This window comes from Propionivibrio sp. (assembly GCF_016790145.1).
In the GTDB taxonomy this organism is placed as follows: domain Bacteria; phylum Pseudomonadota; class Gammaproteobacteria; order Burkholderiales; family Rhodocyclaceae; genus Propionivibrio.
On sequence record NZ_JAEUOI010000150.1, the window covers coordinates 1 to 18,507 of the forward strand.

The window sequence follows — 18,507 nt, forward strand, 5'->3', positions numbered from 1 at the left end:
GGTTCAAACACTACATCTGAGCAGCAAGGAAAATAAAAGTTCCATGCCAGACATGCACTACGCAAGGGCGATAAAGTGCAACGGAAATGCAGTGTATTGATTAAATTGAATTTTGTCAATCAACGCATTCAAATCCTCTGAAGCATCTTCGTGTAAAGATCTCAAAATGCGAGCATCAGCAGGATCTAAACTCCCTCAAGCGGGCCCGGACGACAATCGATCAAGACCGTTAAACTGGGATGACAGAGGGAGTCATCGCAACCTGAAAAGCGTCATATTACGCAGCAGCGAAACTCAAACTCGATGCTGATGCGGATGTTCAGCCACATGATGTGTCTGAGCGGCCGCATGAAGATGGTGGCCGGATCGCAACGAATGGTGAATGCTCATGTCGTGGGGAATCGCCTGTGGCAACAGCGAGCCCGCCACCATGCCAAATCCGCTGGCCAGCAGCCCTGCCAGATGGGCCGGAATGAAAGGATCCTCAGGGCCAGCAATGAGCAGGGATAACCAGGTACTTACGCCAAGGAAAATGGACACCAAGGCACCCTGATTGGTCGAGCGTGGCCAATAGAGCCCGCAAACCAGAGGGATGAAAGCCATCACCAGCGTTATCTGGTAGGCATTCTCGACCATCTTGAAGATACTGGCCTTGGAGTACATCGCGTAGAGGGTTACGAGTACGGTAAACACAAAGGTAACGATACGCATTGAGAGCAGTAACTTGCGGTCGGACATGCTGGGCATCATAGGCCTGAGCAAGTTCTCGGTGAAGGTTACTGAAGGTGCCAGCAACGTCGCCGAGGCACAACTCTTGATTGCGGACAGCAGAGCGCCAAAGAACATGACCTGTGCAAACAGGGGCGCCTTGTCGATGACCAGACGCGGCAGAATCATCTGATGATCGGCGTCAATCAGTTCGCTCACCATCTTCGGATCGATCAGCGTGGCGGAATAGGCAAGAAACATCGGAACGAAGGCGAATACGAAATACAGGCTGCCACCCAGGACAGAGCCCCAGATAGCAATTTTTTCAGTCTTCGAGGACTGTACTCGCTGGAAAACATCCTGCTGGGGAATGGATCCCAGCATCATGGTGATCAACGCGGCGATGAAGCCGATCACTTCTTTCAAATCAGGCGCCGGCCAGAATGAAAATTTGCCTTCCTTGGCGGCATGGTCAATCACTACACCAACCCCGCCGGCCATACCGCTGACCTCGCCCCCGATCCACAGCATCCCGATAACAATGATGATCATCTGGAGAAAATCTGTAATCGCTACAGCCCACATGCCGCCAAACAAGGTGTAGATCAGGATGGTTCCGGAACCGATCCACATGCCGGCCAGCTTGCTGATCTGCCCATCTGAAACCACATTGAAGACCAGACCCAGAGCCGATATCTGGGCGCCCACCCAGCCCAGATAGGAAACAATGATGGCAATCGTGGTCAGCGCTTCAGCAGAGCGGCCAAAGCGCCTGCGGTAAAAATCGCCGATTGTCAGCAGATTCATCCGGTACAGAGGTGCCGCGAAGAACAGGCCGACCAGAATCAGGCACAGGGAGGAACCAAAAGGATCGGCTACCACACCTTGCATGCCCTCTTTGAGAAAGGTGGCAGGTATTCCAAGCACTGCCTCGGCGCCGAACCAGGTAGCAAACACGGTGGCCGTTACCATGTAAAAAGGCAGACGACGACCGGCAATGGCAAAATCCTTGGTGGTATGCACCCGGGTGGCAGCCCACAGACCGATGCCGACGGAAATGACCCAGTAGATAATAACGAACCAGAAAAGCATTCAGAAATCTCAGTTACGGATTGTAAGCTGCGAATATTCCAGGAAAGATCTCAAAAAAGGAAACGATATGCTTCAATTTACTTTAAAGTCCGAATCCACCAGCCAGCACCAGTAGGATAACAGCGCTTGCACCAGTCCAAGCTAAATGTATTCTACCCAAGTCCGGACAAAGTGAAAATCAGCAATTCTCCGGTTCTCCCAACGATCAATCCTGCGCTTATTCCACTGAAGGGTTGCAAGAGAACTTTTGAGGAAAAACTGCTTCGACAGCTTCATTGCCTTGGTAAATGACCCCGAACCGCTCTGCAAAGCAGCGAACTTAACCATTTACGAGTCCGTTCCTTCGTCGCATGACCTTTGATTGATAATCCACTTCCAGAAGAGAAATGGTATTAATCATCGAATGGCCAATTCAGTGTTTACCTGGCGTGAAGCGCTAAAATGGCTTTTCCTGACGATCACGAGCTTCGCGATGTCTTCACCCAAACCGGCGGCGGGATCAGCCAACCTGAATAGAATTGCGCCGCTGCGCACCCTGTTGCCGCGCTATCTGGCTCTGGCCTACACAGCGCTGATCGTTTATGCCAGTCTGCACCCCTTCACTGGCTGGCGTGATAGCGGAATGTCGCCGTTTGCTTTTCTCGACGGCGGCTGGCCACGCTACTGGACGGTCTTCGACCTGGCAATCAATATCCTCGCTTATCTGCCCTTGGGTTTTTTGCTGGCGCTGTCACTGCGCCGCTTGCCCGGTCGGTGGGCTCCGGCATTCAGCGCATTGCTGCTTGGCGCGTTGATCAGCTTCTGCCTTGAATCTCTTCAAACATGGCTACCTTCACGCGTACCTTCCAATCTTGACTTGGCAAGCAACACCTTAGGCGCAGGCCTTGGCGCACTGCTCACGATCTGGCATGGCGAACGCTTCTTCATCCGTGTCGCGCTTCTGCAGCAGCGCCTGCTGGCGCCCATCCAGCACGCGGAATTCGGTCTGGTACTGATCGGCCTCTGGCTGCTGACGCAACTCTCACCGGAAACGATCCTGTTCGGTGCCGGCGACCTGCGTCACCTGCTTGAGATAACGCCTGCCGTGCCCTATGCGGCTCCCTCCTTCTTTGCCCTGGAGACCGCCATCATCGTCTGCAACACCATTGCCATCGGCTTGATAACGCGCGCATTGCTTGCCGACCAGAGCTCGCCCTATCTGGCGTTGACCGCTTTCTTTATCCTTGCGCTGTCGATTCGCACGCTGGCTGCCGCCGTGCTTGTCGATCCCCTCAATGCCCTCGCCTGGCTTACCCCGGGCGCCGCCCTTGGCCTGCTTGCCGGAGGTGTGTTGCTCTCTGTAATGCTGCTGTTGCCGGTGTCGCTGCGTATTGCCCTAGCCGGTCTTGCGCTGATGGCTGGCACGGTACTGGTCAACCTCACCCCGCCCAATCCCTATTCGGCTGCGGCGCTGGCCACCTGGCGACAAGGACACTTTTTGAATTTCAATGGACTTACCCGGCTGGCTGCAAGCTTCTGGCCCTTCCTCGCACTCCCTTACCTGACTGTTCTCGGACGACGGATCTGAATGAATCAAGTACGGAATCAGCGGTCACAGTCAATACCAATAAAACCAGGGTCGGCATGAGCTATTACAAACATCACGTTTTCTTCTGTTGCAACCAGCGTGGCGAGGGCGAAAGCTGCTGCAACAATCTGGGCGCCAGCGTGGCACAAACCTACGCAAAGGATCGCATCGGCCAACTCAAACTCAAAGGCCGGGGCAAGATCCGGATCAACAAGGCCGGCTGCATGGATCGTTGCGATGAAGGTCCGGTTATCGTCGTTTATCCGGAAGAAGTCTGGTATCACTATATTGATCAGGAAGACATCGAGGAGATCATCCAGGAGCACCTGGTGCACGGCCGCATCGTTGAACGCCTGAAAATTTGAGCCAAGGAAAGCCCTCAGGATGAAGTTGAGCGAAGAAAAGATTCACCTTGACGGCCCGGTCGGAGCGATTGAAATAATCGTCGAAAACCCGGGCGCACCGCGTGGCATTGCCCTGATCTGCCACCCGCACCCACTGTTTGGCGGCGCCAATACCAACAAGGTGACGCAAACACTGGCGCGCACCTTCACGCGTCTGGGCTACGTGGCTCTGCGACCGAACTTTCGCGGAGTCGGCGAAAGCGCCGGACTCCATGACAACGGACGCGGCGAGTGCGAAGACATGCTGGCCATCCTGGCTGAAGCCAAGCGCCGCTATGGCGACCTGCCGGTCGCGCTGGCCGGCTTCTCCTTCGGCGCCTATGTGCAAACCCGCGTGGCGCAAGCGCTGGCCGAGGCTAATCACCCCGCGCAGCGTCTGGTTCTGGTCGGCACCGCCGCTGGCCACGTCGAGGGCGCACGCCAGTACGCGGCCAAGGCCGTCGCCCATGACACCATTGTCATTCATGGATCGGTAGACCAGACGGTACCGCTGGCCAATGTCCTGGCCTGGGCCGAACCGCTCGATCTGCCGGTGATCGTGGTTCCCGGAGCTGACCACTTCTTTCACCGTCGACTGCACCTCATCCGCGACATCGTTACCCGCGCATGGCGACACTGAACCTAGTAGACGCGCTCAGCGTCTCCGGCCTGCGCAAAAGCTACGAGGACCACGAGGTGGTTGCCGGTATCGACTTTACAGTTCCGACCGGTACCTGTTTTGGTCTGCTCGGACCCAATGGCGCCGGCAAGACCACAAGCCTGCGCTGTTGCCTCGGGCTGACGACCCCCGACTCTGGCCAGATTACCCTGTGCGGTTATGGCATCCCGGCGCAAGCCGGGATCGCACGCGAACGTGTTGGTGTTGTCCCGCAATTCGACAATCTGGATCCCGACTTCACCACCAGCGAAAACCTGATGGTCTACGGCCGCTACTTCGGCATCAGTGACGCGATCATTCGCGCCCGCATCCCCGATCTGCTCGACTTCGCCGGCCTTGCCGGCAAGGAGAGCGCCCGCATCCAGACCCTCTCCGGCGGCATGAAACGGCGCCTGACCCTGGCGCGTGCGCTGATCAATGACCCGGATATCATCTTCCTCGACGAGCCAACTACCGGCCTCGACCCGCAGGCTCGTCACCTGATCTGGGATCGTTTGAAGCAACTCACCGCACGCGGCAAAACGCTGATCCTGACGACCCATTTCATGGACGAAGCCGAGCGGCTCTGTGATCGGCTGGCAGTCCTCGACCATGGCCATCTGGTCACCGAAGGCGCCCCGCGCGAGCTGATCGCCGCGCACATCGAACCGCAAGTGGTTGAAGTATTCGGCGACGAAGCCGCCGCCTGGGCACGATCCCGGAACTCGCTGGGAGAGCGCCTTGAAGTCGCCGGCGATACCGCCTTTTTCTACTGTCGCGACACAGCGCCACTGCTCGCCGCTCTCTCCGACGCGCCCGCGCTCCGCTACATGCACCGTGCCGCCAGTCTTGAAGATGTTTTCATCAAGCTCACCGGGCGCGAGCTGCGGGATTGAAACAGGAAAAAATCTTGAGCACTTGTCTTGACCACTTCAATGACCATGCAAACACCCACAATCTATTCCCTTCCCCGCCCCGGCCTGCGCTGGCTGCCGGTGTGGCGGCGCAACTTTCTCGTCTGGCGCAAACTCGCGATTCCTTCGGTGCTGGGCAACCTCGCCGATCCGCTGATCTACATGCTAGGGCTGGGTTACGGGCTGGGTGGCCTGCTGCCGCAGATCAGCGGCGTCAGCTACGTGAGCTTTCTCGCCGCCGGCACGGTGGTCGCCAGCACCATGAATGCAGCCACCTTTGAAGCACTCTATTCGGCATTCTCGCGCATGCATGTGCAGAAAACCTGGGACGCCATCCTCAACACCCCGCTCTCGCTCGATCACGTGCTGACCGCCGAACTGGTCTGGGCAGCGAGCAAGAGTCTGCTCTCCGGACTGGCCATCCTGCTGGTCATTGCCGCACTTGGCCTGACCACTTCGCCGCTGGCGCTGTGGGTGATCCCGGTCATCTTCCTCACCGGTCTTGCCTTTGCCGCCATGGGCCTGATTGTCTGCGCGCTGGCGCCTTCCTACGATTTTTTCATGTACTACTTCACCCTTTTCATCACTCCGATGCTGCTCGTCTCAGGCGTCTTCTTCCCTGCCGACCAACTGCCGGCAGCCGTGCATGCGCTCGCAGCCTGGCTGCCCCTTTCGCATGCCGTACAACTCGCCCGCCCGTTATTGCTCGGCGAAGTGCCGGCCAATGCCAGCGGACACGTCGCCGCACTGCTGGTGATCGCCATAATCGCTTTCTACATCGCCACCGTGCTGACACGGCGACGATTGCTTAAATGACTTTAGATCTGTCAAATCAAGCCCGTCGCAGAAATTTTTCGTGCGGGTTCAATGCCTTTAGCGTCCCAGCCATCAGTAACGAAACAGGTTCGTTATTTTTTACCCGGTCAGCCCTGAGGATCTCCCATGAAAACCAAAGTTCTCGCCATTTCCGGCAGCAGCCGCAAGGATTCCGTCAATAAACGCCTGCTCGAGGCTGCCACCGCCATTGCCCGAACACAGGGTGCCGAGGTGAATATTCTCGATTTGCGTGAACTGGCTTTGCCGCTTTACGACGGCGATCTCGAAGCGGTCTCCGGCCTGCCTGAAGGATGCATTCGTCTGAAGCAGGCGATTCGCGAGCATCACGCCCTGCTCATTGCTTCGCCGGAGTACAACGGTTTTTTCACGCCACTGCTGAAAAATGGCATTGACTGGGCAACGCGTCCGCAGGAAGGATTTCCTTCGCCCTTCCCCGGCAAAGTCGCTGCCTTGCTCGCCGCCTCGCCCGGCGCCCTGGGCGGTATTCGCGGCCTGCCCGCAGTACGAATCCTGCTCAGTGGCATCGGGGTGCTGGTCACTCCGGGGCAGATGTCATTGCCGCTTGCGCAGCAGTCCTTTGATGAAAAGGGCGCCTTGATCAATGGTCAGCAGCAGAAGATGCTCGAAGGCGTCGTCTCGGAATTGCTCAGAACGGTCCGGGTAGATTAAGCGATTGCGCTGCGTCACTTGATTTTCGCGTCTCAAATGCAAGCGAACGGGGCGGTCTGGCCGCCCCGTTCGCTTGCATCGAAGATCAGTTGAAGCTGTCGCCGTCAGTTGTTCTCCGGCTCCATCTTGATCGCGCCACAAGGACATTCGGCCACGCACATGCCACAACCCTTGCAGTAGTCGTAATTGAACTCGAAGCGATTGCCGGGGCCGAGCTTGATGACGGCATTGTCCGGGCAGACACCATAGCAGTTGTCGCATTCGAAGCAGTTACCGCAGGACAGGCAGCGACGGGCTTCGAAGAGCGCCGTGCTTTCGTCCAGACCGCCCTGAACTTCGTCGAAGGTCGATTGGCGGCGGATGATGTCGAGCATCGGACGCACGGTCTTCGGTGCGTCGGCGTAGTACCAGGTGTTGAGCTTGTCGAAGGTCGCCACCGGGTGCTTGGGTGGAGTGACGTACTCGGTGCCACGCAGCCAGGCGTCGATGTTGCGTGCGGCCTTCTTGCCATGGCCGATGGCGACCGTGACGTTGCGATCTGCCGGCACCATGTCCCCGCCGGCGAAGATTCCGGGGTGTCCCGTCATCATGTTGGGGCCGACCTTGACCACGCCGTCACTGACCTCAAGACCGGGGACGTCGTTGAGCAGACCCAGATCGACGTCCTGCCCCAGCGCCAGCACCACCGAGTCGGCGTCCATAGTCTCGAACTCGCCGGTCGGTTGCGGAAAGCCCTTCTCGTCGAGAACCATTTTCTCGATGGTGATGGAGCTTTCGCCAGCCTGCTTGATGGTCGACAGCCACTTGACCATGATGCCTTCCTCCAAGGCTTCCTCGATCTCGAAATCGTGTGCCGGCGCCTTTTCGCGATTGCGGCGATAGACGATGATCGGATCGGCGCCCATGCGCTTCGCGGTGCGGGCGACGTCGATCGCGGTATTGCCGCCGCCGTAGACCACGACGCGGCGACCGAGCATCGGCTTGTCTTCGCCTTCCATGCTGCGCAGTACCGAAATCGCGTCGACGATCTTGGCGGTATCGCCGGCCGGGATATAGGCCCGCTTGCCAATGTGTGCACCGACGGCGAGAAACGCTGCATCGAACTTGCCTGCCTGCATGCTCTCGAGGATGTTATCGACCTTGGAGTTCAGTTTGACCTCGACACCGATGTCAACCACCCGCTGCATCTCTGCGTCGAGCACCTCGCGTGGCAGGCGGTACTTGGGAATGCCGAAGCGCATCATGCCGCCCATGAACGGGCCGGCGTCATGCACGGTGACACGGTGACCGAGTCGGCGCAGGTGATATGCGGCCGACATGCCGGAGGGGCCAGCACCGACGACCAGAACGTGCTTGCCGGTTTCGGCCGCCGGTGTCGCCAGCTTCCAGCCCAGCTTGATGGCTTCATCGCCCAGGAAACGCTCGACTGAATTGATGCCGACCGGAGCGTCGATTTGCGCGCGATTGCAGACACTTTCACAACTGTGGTAGCAAACGCGGCCCATGGTCGCCGGGAAGGGGTTGTCCTTGGTCAGGTGCTGCCAGGCCTTTTCGTAGTTGCCCGATTCGGCGTGGAACAGCCAGCCCTGAATGTCTTCACCGGCCGGGCATTGATTGTTGCAGGGCGGCAACCGGTCGATATAGACCGGACGCTCGGTACGCCAGGAACCGGTGTGGTTGGCTAGTGACGAGCCGGGATCGAGTGTAATTGCATACGGCTTGTCCATCAGTTCGCCTCCTTGTCGAGCATCTGGTATCTACGGATATTCCTGTCTGCCAGTGCTTGCAGACGGGCAATGGTTTCAACGGCCGGTACCTTGCCAAAAAGGTGGGCAAAGCGCTTCTGCGGCCTGAGATATTCCTCGACCGGCAGCAATCGACGAATCTTCGATGAGCTGGTAATTTCGCCGTATTCGGCTTCGAAGACCGGGAAGGTGCCGGTTTCCTTGGCCAGACGGGATAGCCGGATGGTGTCCTGGGAAGCCGCACCCCAGCCGAGCGGACAGGGAACAAGAATCTGGATGTAGCGTGCGCCACGGAAGGTCATTGCTTTCTTGACCTTGTATTCGAGATCGCGCAGGTCGGCGACGGTGGCCGTCGCCACGTAGGGAATCTCGTGCGCCATGGCCAGGGCCGGCATGAACTTGCCCTGACCGAAGGCGTTGCCTGGCTCCGGGCCGACCGGCATGGTGGTTGCCGTGCGTGCCGCCGGCGGGGTAGCCGAACTGCGCTGCACGCCGGTGTTCATGTAGCCGCCGTTGTCATAGCAGATATAAAGCACGTCGTCATTACGTTCGAACATGCCCGAGAGGCAGCCGAAGCCGATGTCGGTGGTGCCGCCATCGCCGCCTTGCGCCACGACGCGGACATCGCCGCCCTGGCCCTTGGCCTTCTTCACCTTGATCGCCGCCGCGATGCCAGTGGCTACCGCCGCCGTATTGCCGAACAGCGAGTGAATCCAGGGAATCTGCCACGAGGTTTCCGGGTACGGCGTGGAGAACACTTCGAGACAGCCGGTGGCGTTGGCCGCAACCAACTGACCCTGGCTAGCGATCATCGCCGCGTCGATCGCGTAACGTGCGCCGAGCGCCTCGCCGCAGCCCTGACAGGCGCGATGCCCCGAGTTGAGCGAGTTGGTGCGCTCCATGTTGGCTTGTACGCTGCGCTCTTCGGGCGCGAGCAGGCGATTGCCGACAGTGAAGGTGCCGGTCTGGTAGAACTTGACAGGTTGCAATGACATGGTTGGCCTCCTTTAGGCTATCTTTGACGCGACGGTACCAATGTCGCGCAGCATGTTTTCCGCAGCCGGTCCGGAGCGTCGCGTCTGGCGCTCGCGCTCGAGTTGCCGGTTGACCACGCCCCAGTCAAGATCGAGGAATGTCAAGGATTCCTCAGTCTCCAGCGGCAGTTTCAGGAACAGCGCATGCAGGGACTTCTTGGTGATGGCGCGACCGCCGAGGCCGGCAATCACGGTAAAGACGTCGATCGGCAGCTTGCGCAGGGCCTTGCGCACGTCGGAGGCGAGAATGCCGCTGATGCCAACGGCCAGACTCTTTTCGAGCACCACCACGCGTTTGACATCCTTCAGCGCTGCGCGCACGGATTCCAGCGGGAAGGGGCGGAATGAGGTAATGCCGAGCACGCCGATTTTCTCGCCGGCGTCGCGCATTTCATCGACTACATCCTTGATCGTACCCAGGATCGAACCCATGGCTACCACGATCGTCTCGGCACCCTCGGTGCGGTAGGAGCGCGTCAGACCGCCGCTGTCGCGACCAAACATCGTCTTGAACTCGGCAGACAGTTGCGGTATGAGCTCCAGCGCCTGCATCTGTTTGGCGTGAGCCAGATAGCGCACTTCCATGAAGGCTTCCGGGCCGACCATAGCGCCGATCGACACCGGCTCGGCCGGATCGAGTACCTGGCGCGGCTCGTAGGGCGGCAGGAAGGCATCGACCTGTTCCTGCGTCGGCATATCGACGCGTTCGTAGGCATGGGTGAGGATGAAGCCGTCCATGCACACCATCACCGGCAAAGAGAGCTCTTCCGCCAGCTTGAAGGCCTGGATGTGCAGGTCGAGCGCTTCCTGATTGGTTTCGGCAAAGAGCTGTATCCAGCCGCAGTCGCGCTGAGAAAGCGAATCGGAATGGTCGTTCCAGATGTTGATCGGTGCACCAATCGCGCGGTTGGCCACCGTCATCACAATCGGCAGGCCCAGGCCGGACGCATTGAATACGGCCTCGACCATGAACAGCAGGCCTTGCGAGGCGGTTGCCGTGTACGTGCGCGCACCGGCGGCCGACGAACCGATGGCGACGCTCATGGCGGCGAATTCGGATTCGACGTTGAGGAATTCGCAGTCGGCCAATTCACCGGACTTCACCATTTCGCCGATACCTTCGACGATGTGAGTTTGCGGAGAAATCGGATAGGCACAGATGACTTCGGGCCGGCACAGGGCGACGGCCTCGGCTACGGCATGTGAACCTTCGGTCTGCTTAAGCATGGGCAGGCTCCTTACGTGCGTTTTCTATTCTGGCACGGACAAATTCGAAAGCTTCGCTCGCACCGGCGATGTTGCCTTTCGCCACTTTTCCCGAAAACTTTGCGTTGATGGCCTTGAAGACAGACTCGAGCTGGATCAGTCCAGAGAGGGCGGCAAAGCCCGCCAGCAGCGGCACATTGGGCATCGGACGCCCGACATGCTTGAGACCAAGATCAGTTGCGGCCAGGGTGCACAGACGCTCAGCCGGCCAATCGCGAACGAAATCGCTCAGTCCGAGTTCAGCGAAGGTGCTCTTGGTATTGATCAGAATGAAGCCGTCTTTCTTCAGACCGGAAAATACATCGACCTGAAACAGCAGCGTCGGATCCTGGATGATCAGTGCGTCGGGCATCATGATCGGTTCACGCAAGCGGATCTCCTTGTCGGCCATCCGACAGAAGGCGACGACGGGTGCGCCGGTCCGCTCTGAACCAAAACTAGGGAAGGCTTGAGCATGACGGCCTTCCTCAAATGCGGCAATTGACAGCATCTCTGCTGCTGTTACCACTCCTTGGCCGCCACGGCCATGAATACGCACTTCAAACATATTCTCTCCGTTTCGTGGGGTTTAGGAGACAGCCCAGCAGCGCCAGTTGTTATGAATGGAGCAGTGAGTTGCCTTCTTAGAGCGGCCTATTCTACGCACTTTCGGGGAAAGAAATAAAGTGGTAATGCAAGAAAATTGATTCACGGGGGAAACGCCTGTTTGAGGAAATCTGCTTTCCGGGCAACAAAAAATCATCTGGTATAACTTTCAGCTATCCAGGGTCTGTCGCGATAACTTGCTGTTCTTCGGTGAACCAAGGGGAAGATCAGGCTGAGTTCAATTCGAGCATACCAGCCCTGTGCCAGGTGAGATCAGTACAACCCCGGAACTCTTATGCAGATACTCAGTAGCGGGAAAGAAACCCGCTACGCAACCTGTCCGAAGCCATGCCCGGCATAACAGGCTCAGAGGCGGAAGAACCTCACCGATGCGGATAAACCATCGGCCAGGTTCCCCATCTCGATGGCGGCGGCAGCGACTTTTTCGGAGGCGGTTTTGTTGGCAGTGACCCTCTGGGCAATCTGCTCGATGCTGCGGGCAATATCGTTGCTGGCCGCACTTTGTTCCTTCAGTGCAGACGAAATGTCGTTGACCGCGGCAACGACTTGCGCCGAACCCGACTGGATTTCGCCGATCGACTGGCCCGCCTGCTCAGCCATCCGGCTGCCAAATTGCACCTGCTCGACGCCACTCACCATGCTGTGCACCGCCGCCAGCGTGCCCTGCTGTATTTTCCCGACGGTCAGGGCAATTTCCTGAGTTGATTTCGATGTGCGCTCTGCCAGCTTCCTTACTTCGTCGGCTACCACTGCGAAACCACGCCCCTGCTCGCCGGCGCGAGCAGCCTCGATGGCGGCATTGAGGGCGAGAAGATTGGTCTGGTCGGCGATCTCCTTGATCACATTGACCACCGTTGAAATTTCGTTGGAGCGTTGCTCCAGTTCGGCAATGATTGCCGAGGAGGATTGCACCGAGCGGGCGATTTTCTCCATTTCCATCCCGGCGCTTCGGATCACCGCTTCACCGTTCTGTGACAATTCTGAAGCCTGCTGGGAGAAGGTATGAGCATCCTCGGCATTATGCGAGAGATGCCCGATGCTGACGGTGAGCTCTTCGACGGCGGCAGCAGCAAAACCGGAGGCGTCGGACTGGCTGGTCGAGGCCTGCGCCACTTCCGCCGCCGCCTGCGAGACCTTGTGGGCGGTTTCAGTCACTTGCCGGGCGCTGCCCTGAATTTCACCGGCCATGGAACGTAGCCGGTCGCGCATTGACTTGAGCGATGCCAGCAGACTGGACGAATCTCCGCTGCGTACGGAAATATTGACCGACAGGTTGCCCTCGGAGATTTCCCGGGCGATGTTTCCGGCCTCGAATACCTCGCCACCCAGTTGTTTCGAAACGGTACAAACCATGAGCACAGCCGAGCCCATGGCGGCCAGCAGTGCGATAAAACCGATGATCAGGTTGATGGCGCGCGTCTGGCTTGCGGCTTCCAGAGAACGGGCCGTTTCCGCATCAAGCCGGGCGGTCATGGCGGCAAAGATTTTGTTGATGCTGCCCAGGTAATCTTCCAGGCTTGATTTCAGAGGGCCAACCAGAAAGAAGTTCGCTGGATCCTTGTCATCCTCCGCCAGCATCGCCATGTATTCCTTGCGCTTGCTATTGAAATCCTCGTTTGCGGCCAGCGCTGCCGCAACCAGCTTGCTGCCCTCATCGGTATTGAATTCCTGCTTCAGGACATTGAAGCTCTCGCCGATGATCTTGTTACTGCTCGCCATCTCTTCGTTGATGCGCTTGATCACTTCCTTGTTGCCGATGGTGCCCAGCATCAGCGTGTTCGACCAGTTCTTTACCACATTGAAACGGATGCTTGCCGCTGCACTGGTGTTCGGATAGATGTTATGGTGGATTTCGCCGATACTCGTAGCGAAATCAGTAACGCGCAGATGAGTAATGGCCACCATGAGGGTCATGAGCAGGATCACCACACCAAAGCCGAAAGTGAGCATGGTGCCGATACGCATACGTTTAAGCATTGCTGTCTCCAACGGGAAAAGTCACACTCCAGCAAAAAACGATGACGTGCCTTGTTGAATTTGACCTGCCGGATAGCGTATGCATTGTCCGACTATTTACTTGATTCAGGGAGCCGGAATGGCGGCAATATAGACATTCGCCGCATCTTTAGCGCAATGCAATCGACAGCCAGATCGGTAGCGTGAGCATGGCAGCCAGCGTGTTCGCTGAAATCAGCCAGGCGACACCGGGGCCATCGCCGCCCATGCGCACGGCCAGAATGTAAGCCGACGTCGCCGTCGGCAGGGCGCCGAAGAGGACGGCGGTGTCGAAATAAACCCCGCGTAAACCGAGGCTGGAGGCAGCCAGCAGCGCCACCGCGGGCACGAGCAGCAGTTTCACCGCCAGTAGATAGCAGGAGGCGGCAGTCGAACCGCTGCTGCCACGCAGCTTCAGCGCCGCGCCCACCGCCAGCAACCCGAGCGTTATCGCCGCCTCGCCCAGCCTACCGAGGAAATGGGCGGCGGTATCAGGCAGGGTCAGGCCGCTGAGACTGAAGAGAAAGCCGGTCAGCGTGGCGAGAATCAGCGGATTGCGCACCATCTCGCGCCAGAGGCCGAGCTTGCCGTTGCGCGCCAGCATGTAGACGGCAGCGAAGTTCACCAGCGGCACCATCGCCCCGATCAGCAGGCCCATCGCTGCGAGGCCGGCGGCGCCGTGCAGTTTGCCGAGAACCGCCAGGCCGATGTATGAGTTGAAGCGGAACGCACACTGGAAGCGTGAGGCGAATGCGCTGGCGTCGTCGCCGAACAGCGGGCGGGCCAGCAGGCCGAAAACAATACCGCAGCCCACCGCAGCAGCGCCGCTGACGAACAGTGGGGCCGCCGCGCTGAAGTCGATGTGCGTGCGGGCCAGCGCGTTGAACAGCAGCGCCGGAAACAGCACGAAATAGACCAGCTTTTCGAGTCCGCTCCAGAACGGGTCGCCCACATTGAGCACACGACAAAGCACCCAGCCGAGCAGGATCAAGCCGAAATCGGGAAGCAACAAAAGGACGCCTTGCATTGCTGTGCTCTCTACCGGATAGTTCAGAGGCTGTGAATCAATGGATAAACACCTCCCAAGCGCACTCATTCCGGCTCAAGCCGGAATCCAGTACCTTCCTCTGAAATCCAATAAAACCATCGGATAAACGAACTGGACCCCGGCTTGCGCCGGTGTGACGGGCGTGGAAATCAGGCCGCAATGATTTTTTCACAGATTCTCAGATGACCTTCAGTGCACGCAGTCTGGTAATTTCGTCAGCACCGAAACCCGCCTCACGCAGAATCTCTTCGCTATGCTCACCGGCTGCAGGCGCCGGCAGGCGCACTGCAAAGGGCAACTCGCTGATCTTGAATGGCGGGGCGAACTGCCTGACACCATCGACTTCGACGAGCATGCCGCGCGCCAGCAGTTGTTCATTCTCCAGGCTCTCCTCGAAACGCAGCACCGGCGTCACGCAGCAGTCCACATGCTCGAACAGCGCCGTCCATTCGGCAAACGTGCGCTGTGCGAAGACGGCTTCCAGCTCAGCGCGGATGCGCAGACCTTCGCTACCCGTAGCGAAGGCGAACGGCACAAGGTCCGGGCGCTCGATGCTCGCGCACAGCATCTGCCAGAATTTGGGCTCCAGCGCGCTGACGGCAAAGTGGCGTCCATCTTTCGTTGCGTAGACGCCGTAGCTGGGCATTCCTCCGGAGAGCAGGTCTTCGCCGCGCGGCAGCACGTGGCCCAGGCCGAGAACGGCCAGGAGCGGAAAGATCGTATGCGCGAAAACGGCGTCGGTCATCGCCACGTCGACGTAACGACCGTGGCCGCTGGCGCGGGCATCGACGATTGCCGCGAGGACGCCGACCAGGGCGCTCAATGTTCCGCCGAGCAGATCTCCGATCTGGAAGTTCGGCACGGCCGGAGCGCTGCCGGCAACGCCGATCTGGTCGAGCAGCCCGCAGTAGCCGAGGTAGTTCAGGTCGTGACCGGCGCGCTCGCGGTAGGGCCCGTCCTGCCCGTAGCCGGTGATCGCGCAATACACGATGCGCGGATTGAGCGCCGTGACGGCGGCATAGCCGATGCCGAGTTTGTCGACGACGCCGGGGCGAAACCCCTCGATGATGACATCGGCGTCAGCCGCCAGGCGCATGAACGCTGCGATCCCTTCCGCCTGCTTGAGGTCGAGGCAGAGGCTGCGTTTGTTGCGATTGATGAGCTGGAAGTAGTTGGTGCCGCCGTGGATCGAACCCGCGTTGCGCGCGTAGTCGCCGGCCCCCTTGTCTTCGACCTTGATGACATCGGCACCGAGGTCGGCGAGGTGCAGGCTGGCGAACGGCCCCGGCAACAGTCGCGTCAGATCCAGCACGCGGAGGCCGGCAAGAGGGGGTGGGCGCATGGGATGGGCTTTCGGAAACGTTGAGGAAATAAAACTCGAATGGCAATAGGCATTGACGGCAGATTGAAGCGTAGCGCATGAGGAGTCTGCCGGCATGGCCGGGGTTACGAGCAAAAGCTGACAGTCAGGGCATGGACAATTTGAGGCCAACGATACCGGCCAGGATGAGTGCAAGGCTCGCCAGTCGAGCGGCATTGGCCGGTTCGTTAAACAGGATTATGCCCAGTATGGCCGTGCCAATGGCGCCGACGCCAACCCAGACTGCATAAGCCGTGCCGACAGGAAGTGTTTTCATGGCCACGCCGAGCAAGCCGACGCTGAGTACCATCGACAGAATTGTCCAGACAGTAGGCCACAGACGTGAAAACCCCTCGGTGTATTTAAGACCAATAGCCCAGCCGATTTCAAACAGCCCGGCGACCAACAGGATTGCCCAGTTCATCAAACGCTCCTCAATATTGACGGGTAACCCCCAATACCTGACCGAGCGCTGAGGTCACCCGCTATTTCTTATGCCAACCGACAAATACAATGCGATGTCGCGCCGTCCCGGCGAAAGCCGGGACCCAGAAGCGGGGCACCATTCTGGACACCGACGTTAGCCGGTGGGACGTGCTCTGTTGAGGTGATGAGGGAACCCAAAGCGTAGCTTTCGGCTATCCAGTTGACCGATGGGCTGGTCATGGTGCTGGATCATTTACATCGAGTGGAAACCAATCATGTTTCCCTCTGTATCGCGAGCCAAAGCGATAAAGCCGTGCTCGCCAATAGACATTTTTTCTTTCACTACGGCTCCACCATTTTTTTCAACACGAGAGGCTTCCATAGCACAGTCCTTGCAGCCAAAGTAAACCACGGTGCCGCCACCGCTGGAGGTAAAGCCGTCCATTTTGACCAGCATCCCGCATGCACCATAAGACGTATGAGCAGTCTCTTTATCAGAAGGGAATGCCCACATTTCCATATTCATTTCCGCTGTCGGAGCAGGCATCCTCTCCAATGTCACGTTGAGTACAGCCTCATAAAACTTTTTGGCTCGTTTCATGTCCTGCACATAAATTTCAAACCAGACAACAGGATTGCTTTGCATGATGGTTTTCCTTTCGAAAATAAAGGGGGTCTGTATCCAATGGCACTACCTTAAGCCAATGACATCGGACGAATATTCAACCGAGCACGTCACACCGGCGAACGCCGGTGTCCAGAATGGTGCCCCGCTACTGGGTCCCGGCTTTCGCCGGGACGACGCTTTTCTTCCCGCTGTCTTGGCAACTGCTTGTTGAGGAACAGAAATATCTGATGTTAAATGCTTAAGGTAGTGCCATTGGGGTCTGTATAGCATTGTAATTATGAAAAGATAGAATTGGAAGCTGCTGGCCCTTTGGTCCCATGCTGGCTGGGCGTTATTTTGGACGTGGCTGTGCTGCCGGCCAGCCGCCAGAAAAATCGATGATCGATCCTGTGAGAAAACTACCTTGCATAGTCGCCAAGTAGTGAATCAGTTCTCCAATTTCTTCTGGCCTCGCAAGCCGACCTACTGGAACGACGCCTTGAATATAGGCACGACCCGTTGCGTCATCGACGAACTTGGCGCGCGGAAAATAGGTTTCGCTATAAAGGTAGTTTGGAGCGATTGCGTTAACCGGAATGCCATGCGGCGCAAGTTCGAGACTTAGTGATTTCACCAACGCGTTCAACCCCGCTCTGGCGGCATCGGGGATTGCGCCGCCAGGCAGTGGCAATCGAGTGCGGTTCGATGTGATCATGACCACGCGCGCATTCTGTTGGGCAATCAACCTCGGGATAGCTGCCTTCATAAGCGCAAATGGGAACACTACCAAGCGCTCAAGTGTTGCCCGTAAGTCGTCGATGTTTGCATCGACGATCGGTCCATGAATCGGTGGATAAGCGTCGTTGCTGACCAAGACGTCCAGGCGCTTTGCCACGGCCCACGCGGACTCGACAATTTCGGCAGGAATTTGGGCAGAAAGCACCATCACGTCGGGATTCGCCTTCTGGTAACGATCTCTCGCCGTTGTGTCAGCAAAAGCCGTGTCGTGAGTGATGACCTGAAAGCCGGCTTCGCACAGCGCTACTACAGCCGGTGGCCCGGCGAACTCAAGCGCGTTGGTGATTAGCGCAGTTAATCCACTCATTTTTTCTCCCGTATTCAATCATCGAGTTAAATCAATTTAGCGGAGCCTGATAGTGTCGTAAATTACGTCACATGCCATTTGCTGTCTGCACCCCGGTTTCTTGGGCAGGTCAGGGCGCGGATTCACTACAAGCGCCAGTATTCGATAGATGCGTAAAGCAGCAAATCAAAACATTGGGCATAAGCATACACCCTGACAGCGCCAATGACTGCCATGGAGAGATGGCTTGAAGGACTGTGGCCTCTGGCCGTCTATTCACACCATGGTGACCGCTGGCGGCCAGCGGTAGCCTGAGCGCGAGTGCCGTCGTTCAGCAACTTCAGCGTAACCGCCTGTCATTGACCTGCAGCGGTGCCTTGCCGGGCGTCGAATAGTCGGCGGTCAGCCATTGCTGGTATCTGGGCTCGAAGACATACGGCGGATCACCGACGTAGAAGCGCAGCGGCAGGGAAACGGCGGCGAAGCCCTCGTTCTGGCGCACCAGCTT

The 18,507-nt window shown here is 58.2% G+C and carries 17 protein-coding genes; 6 read left to right on the plus strand and 11 right to left on the minus strand.

Annotated features, from left to right (window positions below):
* Positions 1-294 precede the first annotated feature (294 nt).
* Complete coding sequence (locus JNM42_RS12350) at positions 295-1,800, minus strand: sodium:solute symporter family protein (RefSeq protein ID WP_294270208.1); 1,506 nt, start codon at positions 1,798-1,800, stop codon at positions 295-297.
* A 472-nt stretch (positions 1,801-2,272) separates the two neighbouring features.
* Here JNM42_RS12350 and JNM42_RS12355 point away from each other — a divergent pair, with 472 nt between their 5' ends.
* The 6 genes from JNM42_RS12355 to JNM42_RS12380 all read left to right on the plus strand — a co-directional run bounded on the left by JNM42_RS12355 (position 2,273) and on the right by JNM42_RS12380 (position 6,828).
* Entirely contained in the window at positions 2,273-3,367 is a 1,095-nt protein-coding gene (locus tag JNM42_RS12355) for a VanZ family protein (protein WP_294270211.1), read from the plus strand.
* 56 nt (positions 3,368-3,423) lie between these two features.
* A complete protein-coding gene (locus JNM42_RS12360; protein WP_294270213.1) occupies positions 3,424-3,732 on the plus strand; it encodes a (2Fe-2S) ferredoxin domain-containing protein in 309 nt (102 codons plus the stop codon).
* Positions 3,733-3,751: 19 nt separating this feature from the next.
* Positions 3,752-4,390 (plus strand): alpha/beta fold hydrolase, encoded by a 639-nt coding sequence (locus JNM42_RS12365; RefSeq protein WP_294270216.1) that lies wholly within the window; start codon positions 3,752-3,754, stop codon positions 4,388-4,390.
* Positions 4,378-5,304, plus strand: coding sequence for an ATP-binding cassette domain-containing protein (locus JNM42_RS12370; RefSeq protein WP_294270218.1), 927 nt, complete (start codon positions 4,378-4,380; stop codon positions 5,302-5,304). Before JNM42_RS12365 ends, JNM42_RS12370 begins: the two co-directional genes overlap by 13 nt.
* Before the next feature lie 45 nt (positions 5,305-5,349).
* Positions 5,350-6,138, plus strand: a complete 789-nt coding sequence (locus tag JNM42_RS12375) for an ABC transporter permease (protein WP_294270219.1) — start codon at positions 5,350-5,352, stop codon at positions 6,136-6,138.
* Positions 6,139-6,264: 126 nt separating this feature from the next.
* A complete protein-coding gene (locus JNM42_RS12380; protein ID WP_294270222.1) occupies positions 6,265-6,828 on the plus strand; it encodes an NAD(P)H-dependent oxidoreductase in 564 nt (187 codons plus the stop codon).
* A 104-nt stretch (positions 6,829-6,932) separates the two neighbouring features.
* On the opposite strand, the gene JNM42_RS12385 is transcribed toward JNM42_RS12380, so the two are convergent.
* The 10 genes from JNM42_RS12385 to JNM42_RS12430 all read right to left on the minus strand — a co-directional run bounded on the left by JNM42_RS12385 (position 6,933) and on the right by JNM42_RS12430 (position 18,020).
* A complete protein-coding gene (locus JNM42_RS12385) occupies positions 6,933-8,555 on the minus strand; it encodes an NAD(P)-binding protein (RefSeq protein ID WP_294270225.1) in 1,623 nt (540 codons plus the stop codon).
* Positions 8,555-9,568: a thiamine pyrophosphate-dependent enzyme gene (locus JNM42_RS12390; RefSeq protein WP_294270229.1), complete on the minus strand. Its 1,014-nt coding sequence runs from the start codon at positions 9,566-9,568 to the stop codon at positions 8,555-8,557. The genes JNM42_RS12385 and JNM42_RS12390 overlap by 1 nt, the downstream gene beginning before the upstream one ends.
* Positions 9,569-9,580: 12 nt before the next feature.
* Positions 9,581-10,834 (minus strand): transketolase C-terminal domain-containing protein, encoded by a 1,254-nt coding sequence (locus JNM42_RS12395; protein ID WP_294270232.1) that lies wholly within the window; start codon positions 10,832-10,834, stop codon positions 9,581-9,583.
* Positions 10,827-11,420 carry a 2-oxoacid:acceptor oxidoreductase family protein gene (locus JNM42_RS12400; RefSeq protein WP_294270235.1) on the minus strand — a complete coding sequence of 198 codons (594 nt, stop codon included), beginning with the start codon at positions 11,418-11,420 and terminating at the stop codon, positions 10,827-10,829. The genes JNM42_RS12395 and JNM42_RS12400 overlap by 8 nt, the downstream gene beginning before the upstream one ends.
* Before the next feature lie 404 nt (positions 11,421-11,824).
* Positions 11,825-13,456, minus strand: a complete 1,632-nt coding sequence (locus JNM42_RS12405; RefSeq protein WP_294270238.1) for a methyl-accepting chemotaxis protein — start codon at positions 13,454-13,456, stop codon at positions 11,825-11,827.
* A 148-nt stretch (positions 13,457-13,604) separates the two neighbouring features.
* On the minus strand, positions 13,605-14,501 hold the full coding sequence (locus JNM42_RS12410) for an AEC family transporter (protein ID WP_294270240.1): 897 nt from the start codon (positions 14,499-14,501) through the stop codon (positions 13,605-13,607).
* 199 nt (positions 14,502-14,700) lie between these two features.
* On the minus strand, positions 14,701-15,864 hold the full coding sequence (locus JNM42_RS12415; RefSeq protein ID WP_294270243.1) for a CaiB/BaiF CoA-transferase family protein: 1,164 nt from the start codon (positions 15,862-15,864) through the stop codon (positions 14,701-14,703).
* Between the two features lie 124 nt (positions 15,865-15,988).
* Complete coding sequence (gene sugE, locus JNM42_RS12420) at positions 15,989-16,306, minus strand: quaternary ammonium compound efflux SMR transporter SugE (protein ID WP_294270245.1); 318 nt, start codon at positions 16,304-16,306, stop codon at positions 15,989-15,991.
* A gap of 255 nt (positions 16,307-16,561) precedes the next feature.
* Positions 16,562-16,954, minus strand: coding sequence for a VOC family protein (locus tag JNM42_RS12425; RefSeq protein ID WP_294270247.1), 393 nt, complete (start codon positions 16,952-16,954; stop codon positions 16,562-16,564).
* 313 nt (positions 16,955-17,267) lie between these two features.
* Positions 17,268-18,020: an SDR family oxidoreductase gene (locus JNM42_RS12430; RefSeq protein WP_294270248.1), complete on the minus strand. Its 753-nt coding sequence runs from the start codon at positions 18,018-18,020 to the stop codon at positions 17,268-17,270.
* Positions 18,021-18,507 lie beyond the last annotated feature (487 nt).

Coding starts and splice junctions, on each gene's coding strand:
- JNM42_RS12350 (WP_294270208.1), bottom strand. CDS start 1,800: ATGCTTTTCTGGTTCGTTATTATCTACTGGGTCATTTCCGTCGGCATC.
- JNM42_RS12355 (WP_294270211.1), top strand. CDS start 2,273: ATGTCTTCACCCAAACCGGCGGCGGGATCAGCCAACCTGAATAGAATT.
- JNM42_RS12360 (WP_294270213.1), top strand. CDS start 3,424: ATGAGCTATTACAAACATCACGTTTTCTTCTGTTGCAACCAGCGTGGC.
- JNM42_RS12365 (WP_294270216.1), top strand. CDS start 3,752: ATGAAGTTGAGCGAAGAAAAGATTCACCTTGACGGCCCGGTCGGAGCG.
- JNM42_RS12370 (WP_294270218.1), top strand. CDS start 4,378: ATGGCGACACTGAACCTAGTAGACGCGCTCAGCGTCTCCGGCCTGCGC.
- JNM42_RS12375 (WP_294270219.1), top strand. CDS start 5,350: ATGCAAACACCCACAATCTATTCCCTTCCCCGCCCCGGCCTGCGCTGG.
- JNM42_RS12380 (WP_294270222.1), top strand. CDS start 6,265: ATGAAAACCAAAGTTCTCGCCATTTCCGGCAGCAGCCGCAAGGATTCC.
- JNM42_RS12385 (WP_294270225.1), bottom strand. CDS start 8,555: ATGGACAAGCCGTATGCAATTACACTCGATCCCGGCTCGTCACTAGCC.
- JNM42_RS12390 (WP_294270229.1), bottom strand. CDS start 9,568: ATGTCATTGCAACCTGTCAAGTTCTACCAGACCGGCACCTTCACTGTC.
- JNM42_RS12395 (WP_294270232.1), bottom strand. CDS start 10,834: ATGCTTAAGCAGACCGAAGGTTCACATGCCGTAGCCGAGGCCGTCGCC.
- JNM42_RS12400 (WP_294270235.1), bottom strand. CDS start 11,420: ATGTTTGAAGTGCGTATTCATGGCCGTGGCGGCCAAGGAGTGGTAACA.
- JNM42_RS12405 (WP_294270238.1), bottom strand. CDS start 13,456: ATGCTTAAACGTATGCGTATCGGCACCATGCTCACTTTCGGCTTTGGT.
- JNM42_RS12410 (WP_294270240.1), bottom strand. CDS start 14,501: ATGCAAGGCGTCCTTTTGTTGCTTCCCGATTTCGGCTTGATCCTGCTC.
- JNM42_RS12415 (WP_294270243.1), bottom strand. CDS start 15,864: ATGCGCCCACCCCCTCTTGCCGGCCTCCGCGTGCTGGATCTGACGCGA.
- sugE (WP_294270245.1), bottom strand. CDS start 16,306: ATGAACTGGGCAATCCTGTTGGTCGCCGGGCTGTTTGAAATCGGCTGG.
- JNM42_RS12425 (WP_294270247.1), bottom strand. CDS start 16,954: ATGCAAAGCAATCCTGTTGTCTGGTTTGAAATTTATGTGCAGGACATG.
- JNM42_RS12430 (WP_294270248.1), bottom strand. CDS start 18,020: ATGAGTGGATTAACTGCGCTAATCACCAACGCGCTTGAGTTCGCCGGG.